Annotated in this window: 9 protein-coding genes; 1 reads left to right on the forward strand and 8 read right to left on the reverse strand. The window is 67.9% G+C overall.

The features are described from left to right. The 8 genes from B8460_RS10515 to B8460_RS10550 all read right to left on the reverse strand — a co-directional run. Positions 1 to 636, reverse strand: a 636-nt coding sequence (locus tag B8460_RS10515) for a gluconate 2-dehydrogenase subunit 3 family protein (protein WP_048861555.1), incomplete at its 3' end; no start/stop codon positions are given. Beyond that, positions 629 to 1,666 (reverse strand): hypothetical protein, encoded by a 1,038-nt coding sequence (locus B8460_RS10520; RefSeq protein WP_241771168.1) that lies wholly within the window; start codon positions 1,664 to 1,666, stop codon positions 629 to 631. The genes B8460_RS10520 and B8460_RS10515, both read right to left, overlap by 8 nt. Next, positions 1,663 to 2,763 carry an enolase C-terminal domain-like protein gene (locus B8460_RS10525; RefSeq protein WP_048861556.1) on the reverse strand — a complete coding sequence of 367 codons (1,101 nt, stop codon included), beginning with the start codon at positions 2,761 to 2,763 and terminating at the stop codon, positions 1,663 to 1,665. Before B8460_RS10525 ends, B8460_RS10520 begins: the two co-directional genes overlap by 4 nt. Further along, positions 2,760 to 4,547 carry a thiamine pyrophosphate-requiring protein gene (locus tag B8460_RS10530; RefSeq protein WP_048861557.1) on the reverse strand — a complete coding sequence of 596 codons (1,788 nt, stop codon included), beginning with the start codon at positions 4,545 to 4,547 and terminating at the stop codon, positions 2,760 to 2,762. The genes B8460_RS10525 and B8460_RS10530 overlap by 4 nt, the downstream gene beginning before the upstream one ends. A gap of 97 nt (positions 4,548 to 4,644) precedes the next feature. Then, positions 4,645 to 5,568 (reverse strand): SMP-30/gluconolactonase/LRE family protein, encoded by a 924-nt coding sequence (locus tag B8460_RS10535; protein ID WP_048861558.1) that lies wholly within the window; start codon positions 5,566 to 5,568, stop codon positions 4,645 to 4,647. Positions 5,569 to 5,572: 4 nt separating this feature from the next. Continuing rightward, entirely contained in the window at positions 5,573 to 6,676 is a 1,104-nt protein-coding gene (locus B8460_RS10540; RefSeq protein ID WP_084623486.1) for a chemotaxis protein CheB, read from the reverse strand. 5 nt (positions 6,677 to 6,681) lie between these two features. Further along, positions 6,682 to 6,900 (reverse strand): type II toxin-antitoxin system ParD family antitoxin, encoded by a 219-nt coding sequence (locus B8460_RS10545; RefSeq protein ID WP_084623488.1) that lies wholly within the window; start codon positions 6,898 to 6,900, stop codon positions 6,682 to 6,684. A gap of 113 nt (positions 6,901 to 7,013) precedes the next feature. Next, positions 7,014 to 7,583 (reverse strand): recombinase family protein, encoded by a 570-nt coding sequence (locus B8460_RS10550; RefSeq protein ID WP_048861559.1) that lies wholly within the window; start codon positions 7,581 to 7,583, stop codon positions 7,014 to 7,016. Between the two features lie 138 nt (positions 7,584 to 7,721). Between B8460_RS10550 and B8460_RS10555 the strand changes: the two genes are divergently transcribed. After that, on the forward strand, positions 7,722 to 8,384 hold a 663-nt coding region (locus B8460_RS10555; RefSeq protein ID WP_158322802.1), incomplete at its 3' end, for a DUF4158 domain-containing protein.

The raw sequence follows: 8,384 nt of genomic DNA on the forward strand, positions 1-8,384 counted from the left end.
GGCTTCCTCGGGCTCCCAGGGATCGTGGCGATCTAAGTCGAGCCGGACATAGCCGCGCGGACTAGCCGGGCCGCCCCAGCCCATCTCGTTCCAAGCCGTGGGATGGGCGTAATAGGCGCCGAGGACGTCGTGCAGGACATGGCTGCTCCAGAACGTCTTGGTCGGCATGCCGCGCAGCGCCGCGGCTTCGAGCGTGCCGTCCCGGATGCGCCCCAGCAGCGCGTCCTGATCGGCGGCTGTGAGGGCGGCGAAGGGCCTACCCTGCTCGCGCGCGGCGACCTCGTCCAGCGCAGCCAGGGCGCGCTTCCAGGCTTCCGGCGGATGCGGCATCCCAGCGAACCGATATCCCTTGGTTTTGCCCGCCGCGAGTTGGCGGTCGACATAGGCGGCGAGAGGCACGCGAGGCCGGCCGGCGGGCTGCGGCATCAGGCGGTCGCACAGAGCGTCCAGCGCCGCCCACTCGGTCACGTCGAGGAATACCGGCTTGTGCTCCACGGCCAGGCGAGCGTCGATGACGGCACGGGTCGCGTCGTTCCAGGACGGTGTATCGCGCTTTGCGAGCACGTCGTAGCCGGGGTAGCGGCCCGTCGTCAGCGGGCGCGACGCGTCGTCGTTGCCGGTCGTGGGATCAATCATCGGGATTGTCATGTAGCAGGCCCAAAGCCGCCAGGCCTGCCAGGGCCAGGCCGGTGAAGGAGGGAGGCGCCGGGAGCGGCGGCCCGGCTTGGAGGTTCTGCGTCCAGTTGCGCCAATCACCCATGTTGCGGGCGACGCCGATCGCGTGGAAGCCGACGCCGACCACGCCGAGTAGCGCGGTCAATCGCAGCCACCAGCGGGTGAAGGCGCGGGGGTGCTGGGCCGGCCCGATGGTGGCGGCGCCAAGAAAGGCCGCAGCCGCCGGCGGCACGGTGACCGGCAGCAGCATGGCCGGGTTGTGGAAGGCGCCGCGGAAATGCAGCAGTCCGGCTTCCGCAACCGTGCCTAGCAGCCCAACCCCGGTCAGCGCTGAGACCACCCGGCCGGCGGGTAGGCCGAGCACTTTGGGCACGGTGCCCGGGACATTGTCGCGCACGCGCTCGGCCAGGAAACCGACCATGCCGGACAGGGAAATTGCGGCCGGCGCGCCGAGCGGGGCAGCGTAGAACAGGTTCTGCCAGCAGATCCCGCCGGGACGTTTGGTGATGTTGTAAATGTGGAACGCGGTGCCCACGATCCCGGTCAGACCGGCGGCCGTATAGATCGCGTCGCGCGCCCGATGCGCGGCCGGCGCGTGGTCGCGGTGACCATGAAACGAGGCCGCGATAGCCAAGGCGGAGACGGCGAGCGGCGTGTACATCGCCTTGTTGGCGAAAGCACCGCGGTAATGCTCCATCGCGCTGTCGATCAGAACGGAGGTGGCGATGGTGCCCGCGGCCCGGTTCAATCGCCGTCCGGCGTGCACCGCGCCCCGCCGGTCGACGACCGGACTCGGCGGCAGCGCGAACAAGGCGCTGTCCACGAGTTTGGGGTAGCGCCCGCGATGGGACCTAGGCGGATGCACGCGGCGCGACAGCAGGGCGGCGCCAGCCACGGTCGCGAGGCCGAGCATGCCGAGGCTGGCAAGGATGGCGCCGGTGGGTCGCTGATTCGCCGCGGCGAGGCCGGTGCGCCTCGAGAGGGTGCTCATGCGGCGTAGCGCTCCGCGTCTTGCTGCTTGAACTCGAGGCCGGCGCCGGGCCGGCTCATGTCGGGCATGATGACGCCGTCTCGCGGCACAGGGGCACCGTCGAACAGCATGTGCTCGATGCGCACGTGGTCGTGGAACCACTCCAGATGCCGCAGCCTGGGGACGCTGCAGGCCACGTGCAGGTGCAGCGCCGGCGCGCAATGGCCGGACAAGTCTAAATGGTGGGCGTCGCACACGGCTCCGGCGGCGAGAAAGCCCGTAATCCCGAGGCAGCGTGAAGCATCCACCTGCACCACATGCACCGCTCGGCGGGCCACCATGCGGTGCACATCGTCGGTATTGAAGGAATACTCGCCGGCGGCAACGTCCACGCCGGCGGGCGCACGCTCGCGCACCTGCGCCAAACCGTCGAGGTCGTCGGAGGAGACCGGCTCCTCGAACCATGCGACCCCGCACTCGTCCTGGAACACGCCAGCCAGGCGGAGCGCCTCTTGCACCGAGTAGGCGCCGTTCGCGTCCACAAACAGAGTCGCCGCCCCGATCGCGTCCTTGCCGACCCGGACCCGGCGCGAATCGTCGCGTGGCTTAGTCCCGACCTTCATCTTCACCCAACGGCAGCCGTCGCGCTCGACCCATTCGGAGAGTTGAGCGCGGAGATGGTCATCGTCATAGGAAGTAAAGCCACCGCTGCCGTAGATCGGCACCGCCGTCCGTACCCGGCCCAACAGGGCTGCGAGCGGAACATCGAGCAGCTTTGCTTTCAAATCCCATAGCGCCGCGTCGAGCGCAGAGATCGCCAGAGCGGCGATACCAGAACGGCCCATGTTGCGCACCGCGTCCAGCATCCGCCGCTGGCAAAGCGGCACGTCGAACGCGTCCGTGCCGGCGACCGCCGCCGAGAGCGGTCCCTTGACGAGCGCGCAGGCGGTAGCTGGTCCGTAGGTGTATCCGAGCCCGGTCCTTCCCCCGGCCGCCACGGTCACCACTACCAGCGTGGTCTCGCTCCACGCGAAGGTGCCGTCCGCTTCCGGTGCGTCGGTCGGAACCGTGTAGGCGCGGGCCGACACGGTTCCGATCGGGCAGGCGCTCGCCGTCATCGGCCCGGCAGCACCGTCGACAGCAGTTCCTTGGCCGAGTTCTTCAGCACGCTGCCAAGTTCGGGCTCGTCCGGGATCATGGTCATGAAGTTCTTGGCGTCCTTCAGCGTGATGTGCGGCGGTAGCGGCGGAACGTTGGGGTCGGTGTAAAACTCCAGGATCACCGGCCGATCGGCGCCCAGCGCCTCGTCCCACGCGGCGCCGACCTTGTCGGGGTCGTTGCAGAAGATCCCCTTCAGCCCGATCAGCTCGGCGTATTTGGCGTAGGGGAAGTCCGGGATCGACTGGGTACTTTCCGTCTTGCCTTCGCCGAGTTGCACCCGCTCTTCCCACGTCACCTGGTTCAGGTCGCGGTTGTTCAGCACCATTATGATCAGATGCGGGTTCGACCACTGCTTCCAGTATTTGGAGATGGTGATCATGACGTTCATGCCGTTCATCTGCATGGCGCCGTCGCCGATGGTTCCAATCACAACCCGCTCCGGATACGCCATCTTGGCGGCGACCGCGTAGGGGGTCGCGGCGCCGAGCGAGGCGAGCGAGCCGGAGAGCGAGCCCATCATGCCGCGCCGGAACTTCAGGTCGCGCCCATACCAGTTCGCCACCGAGCCGCTGTCGGCGGTGACGATGCAGTTCTCCGGCAGCCGGGGCGACAGCTCCCAAAACACGCGCTGCGGGTTGATCGGCTCGGCCGAGTGCATGGCGCGCTCTTCCAGCACCTTCCACCAGTCCTCGACGTTGCTCTTGATGGTGTTGCGCCAGGACGTGTCGGTCTTCTGCTCCAGCAGCGGCAGCAACGCTTTCAGCGTTACCGCGCTGTCGCCCAGGAGGTTCACCTCGGTCGGATAGCGCAGGCTGAGCTTGTCGCCCTTGATGTCGATCTGCACGCCACGAGCCGTGCCGGGCTTGGGCAGGAACTCGCTGTAGGGGAACGAGGTGCCAACCATCAGCAGTGTGTCGCAGTCCTGCATCAGGTCCCAAGACGGCTTGGTGCCGAGCAGGCCGAGCCCGCCGGTGACGTAGGGCAGGTCGTCGGGCACGGCGGCTTTGCCCAGCAACGCCTTGGCGATGCCGGCGCCCAGTTTGTCGGCAACCGCGATCACCTCGTCGGTTGCGTGCAGGCAGCCGGCGCCGACGAGGATGGCGATCTTCTTGCCCTCGTTCAGCACGTTGGCGGCGGCTTGCAGCCCCTCCTGCTCAGGCAACTTGCTCTCCGCCGGAAAGCCCACGCCGGTGTGCGTCGTGCCATGAACCAGCGGCGGGTCCTCGTAGGCCATCAGCTGAAGGTCATTGGGCAGGATGATGCAGGTGACGGAGCGCTTGTTTTGGGCAATGCGCACGGCGCGGTCAACCATGTGGCGCACCTGGCTCGGCACGGTGCCGATGGCGACGTAGTCGCTGGCCACGTCCTTGAACAAGGACACTAGGTCGACTTCCTGCTGGTAGTGCGCGCCCAGCGCCGTGCGGGCTTGCTGCCCGACGATCGCGACCACCGGCTGGTTGTCCATCTTGGCGTCGTAGAGGCCGTTCAGCAGATGGATCGCCCCGGGCCCGGAGGTCGCGTAACAGAGCCCGACGCCGCCGGCGAATTTGGCGTGCGCAGAAGCCATGAACGCGGCCATTTCCTCGTGCCGCACCTGCACGTATTCCATGCCAGAACCATCGCTGCCTTGGGCTTTCTCCAGCGCCACGTCCAGGCCGCCTACGCCGTCGCCCGGGTAGCCATAGACACGGTGCAGCCCCCACTCCTGCAGGCGCTTCCACACGAACTCGCTAACATTCATCGACATGGTAACACTTTCTGTCGCCAATGGTTGAAACTGCCCGACGCCCTCTGAACCCAGCAAGGGTGGGGTCGGTTCGGGCAGTTACGAGAACGTGTCATCGGACCACGTACGGGCGGGGCAGCCCGCGCACGCCGGGCCGCAGCCGGAACAGGGCGCCAGCATGGGGCTGCTCGCGCACTTGCGCCGGGGACAGCTTGTCGGCCGCGCTCGTCACTACCATCGCGTCGAGTTCCGGGCCGACGAAGCAACACATAGTGGGCTGCCTGACAGGGAGCGGGATGCTGGTAAGCAGGGTGCCGGCTGGGTCGTAGCGGTGCAGCACGCCGGCGCCGTGGATGGCGCACCAATAGCAGCCGTGCTCGTCGATGGCCGCCCCGTCCGGCAGCGCGCCGTGGGTGTGCATGTCGAGGAATGGGCGCGCCGGGCCGAGCCGGCCGGTGGCCGCGTCGTAGTCGGCACGGTAGACGTCGCCGGCGTAGGAATGCGACCAAAAGAACTCGCTGCCATCGGCCGACCAGGCGAAGCCGTTGTGCAGGTCCGACCAGTCGTGCGTGTCGACCAGCCCGTCGGACAGGGTGAAGCGTTGCATGGCGGCCGTCGTGCCGGGCGCCGATTGGCCCGGAAGCGGATCATACATGACGCCGACCAGAAAACGGCCGGCGGCGTCGCAGATTCCCTCGTTGAAGCGGAACAGGCCGGGATCGAAGGGCGGCGGCGCGAGCAGGCTTGCCTCTCCCGTGTTGAAGGCCAGCCGGAATATGCCGGTGCGCAAGGCGACAACCGCGCCCTGGCCGCCCTGCGTCAGCGCGAAGGCGCCGATGTCGGACGGCAGGTGCCAAAGGCGGCGGCCGCCGTCCGGCCCCAGCCGATGGAGCGCCGGCTGCTTGACGTCGATCCAGTAGAGCGCGTGCTCGGCGGCCGACCAGGTCGGCGACTCGCCGATAACGGCGTGACAGTCGAGCAGCACCTCCGGCGTGGACGTGGGGGCATCCCACCAGTCGGGGCCGAGCTCCGCCATGCCGCTACGCCTCCGGCTGTTTGGCGAGCGCGACCGGGCCGGCGGCCACACTTGCGGCGGCCGCGGCCCAGAACACGGCCCGGTGCCGGTCGGTGAACATTTGCCAGCTGTGCGGGCGAGAGCGGCTGTCAAAGCGGCCATGTACGTCGTAGGAGCCCGGCACCGGCTGGAACAGATTTGCGGGCGCGTCCGCCGGCAGCTTCTCGTCGCTGAGCTGCCCCGAATAGCCCGTCTTGGCCAGATATCTGTCGGTCAGGGCCGGGGCGATCCGGTTCGCCAAGATCGCTTTCACGGTCGGAAAGCCCACCCAGACCTCCTGGCGCTTGTGCGTCGCGGCAAAGGATATGGCGCGGGCCGGCACCTCCGGCTGGAAGATCGGGGCGACCGGCTTGGCCCTACGGCCCATCTTGTTCATTCCCCAGTCGAACTGCGGCGTGTTGACGGCCGGCAGGTCCACGGTGGTCAGGTGCAGTATTTCGCAGACAGCAAGCCGCAACGCCTCGGTGTCCGGATCGGGCGGCGGGGCCTGTGCCGGCGCGGCACGGCCGGGGCGCATCGCCAGCAGAACCCGCAGCATATCCTGTACGGGGATAATCAGGTCCACCACGCCCGTGGCGATGGCGCTTCGGGGCATGCCTTCGTGCTGCGGGGCGGAGCCGTCGCTGCCCTGGGTCAACGTCAGGCCGCCCCGGGCTTTGATTGCCTTCAGGCCAAGCGACCCGTCATGGCCGGTGCCGGACAGCACGATACCGACAGCATTCTCGCCGCAGTCCTGGGCAAGGCTGTCGAAGAAGTCGTCGATCGGCGTCAGTTCGCGTGGCGCCTCGAGACGCAGCGATCGCAGGTGCAGCCGTCCCTGCCGTATGGCGGCGACGTGCCCGGGCGGCACGACGAGGATGCGGTTCGGCTCGACCAAATCCCCGTCGGCCGCTTCCGACACCGGCATGGCGGTCCAACGAGCAATGATCTCAGCGAGCATGCTCTTGCGGCTGGCCGACAGGTGCAGGACCACGACGAAGCTCAGTCCGGAATCGGACGGCGTTTTCTCGAAGAACAGCCGAAATGCCTCGATGCCGCCGACAGAGGCGCCGATCCCGACCACCTGCATGAGCGTCAGCTCCCGGTCGGCCTGGCCGGCGCAATCCGCCGCTTGGGGCGGGAAGCTCGGCCTGCATTGGCTTGTTGGCGCCGCTGTTCGTCTACCAGAAGATGCAGGCCTGCACGCACGACCTCGCTCGCATTGGCGAAGCGCCCGGAAGCAACCTGCTCGGTGATGAAGGTCTCGTTCTCAGGGGTGAGAGAGACGTTTCTCGTTTTGACGTTTAGGGCCATCACTTAATGGTCCGAGCGTGAAGCGCATTGTCAATGATTGCTAAGATCACCAACTCGCGATGCGGCCTTGCCGGCTGATCACACATTCGGAACAGGCTCGTCGGGAGTCGTCCCTAGATGCCGCGTGCGATCGCAGCGCGATTGACCTCGCGATACACGGTTGAGCGTCCCAGGCCGAGTTGGCGCGCGGCCGCGGTTGGCGACAGCCCGGCTTCAACCAGCGGTAAGGCCGCCGTGATGCGCTTCGCGTCGAGCTGCTGACGACCTGGCCGCTTTCCCTTGGCGCGAGCGGCGGCGATGCCGTTCTTGGTGCGTTCGGCAATAAGGCGGCGCTCGAAGTGCGCGATCCCGCCAAACACGTGGAAGATCAGTTCGCCGGCCGCCGAGGACGTATCGATCTCTTCCTCCAGGCTGAGCAGCGCGATGCCACGTTCCTTCAGCATCGCTACCGTGGCCAGCAGCTCACCGAGGGATCGTCCCAGCCGGTCCAGGCGCACGACGGCCAGCGTGTCACCTTTGCGAGCGTAGGCGAGCAACTCCTGTAGCCCGGGCCGATCCGGGTTCCGGCCGGAGCGCACGTCGGTGAACACCTTGATCGCGCCGGCCTGCGTCAGCCGCATCGTCTGACCCGCGACATCCTGGTCGCCGGTGGAGACGCGCGCGTAGCCCAGAATACCGGTCATCGCGTCTCCCAAACGGCCGTTCCCTGGACACCGCCGACGTCACGCCGCGCGAGCGTTCAAACCCGTCCACAGACTACGTCTCCCAATCCTCTCTCGCCCACGATCATCATGGGCCTTTGCGGGACGGAGAAACTCGACATGGCTCGACGGCAACTGCTCACCGACGAGGAGCGCACGGCGCTGCTCGGCATTCCCGCCGATCCCGACGCCTTCGCTCGGCTGTTCACCCCCTCTCGCATCGATCGGACGCTTGTTGCCGAGCGCCGCGGTGACGCCAACCGGCTCGGCTGTGCCGTGCAGCTCGCCCTGCTGCGCCACCCCGGCACGGCCCTCGCCTACCTCGACCAGCCGGTGGACGCGCTGGTGGCCTGGATGGCCTGCCACCTCGACATCCCGGCTACCGCCTTCGCCGAGTATGCCCGCCGCTCCCAGACCATGACGGACCACGCCCACCAGCTCGCCGCCACCCTGGGCCTGCGCGTGCCGACCATGGCCGATGTGCCCCCGATGATCGAGGCGGCGGCGGAGGCCGCCCGCGGCGCCGATAACGGTCGGTCGGTTGCGGCCGCCGTGATTGCCGCCCTGCGATCTGCTCACATCATCCTTGCCCGGCGCCGCCGTGATCGAGCGCGTCGCCATCGCCGGCCGGGCGCGCGCCCGCAAGCGGGCTGCCGCTGCCCTGGTCGCCGGGCTGTCTCACGACGACCTCGCCAAGCTCGATGGGCTGCTTGTCATCGACTCCTCGGTCGGATCGAACGCGAGAACCACGAGCTGCGCCAGGCCAACGAGATCCTGCGCAAG

Origin of the sequence: Acidisphaera rubrifaciens HS-AP3 (assembly GCF_000964365.1) — a bacterium.
In the GTDB taxonomy this organism is placed as follows: domain Bacteria; phylum Pseudomonadota; class Alphaproteobacteria; order Acetobacterales; family Acetobacteraceae; genus Acidisphaera; species Acidisphaera rubrifaciens.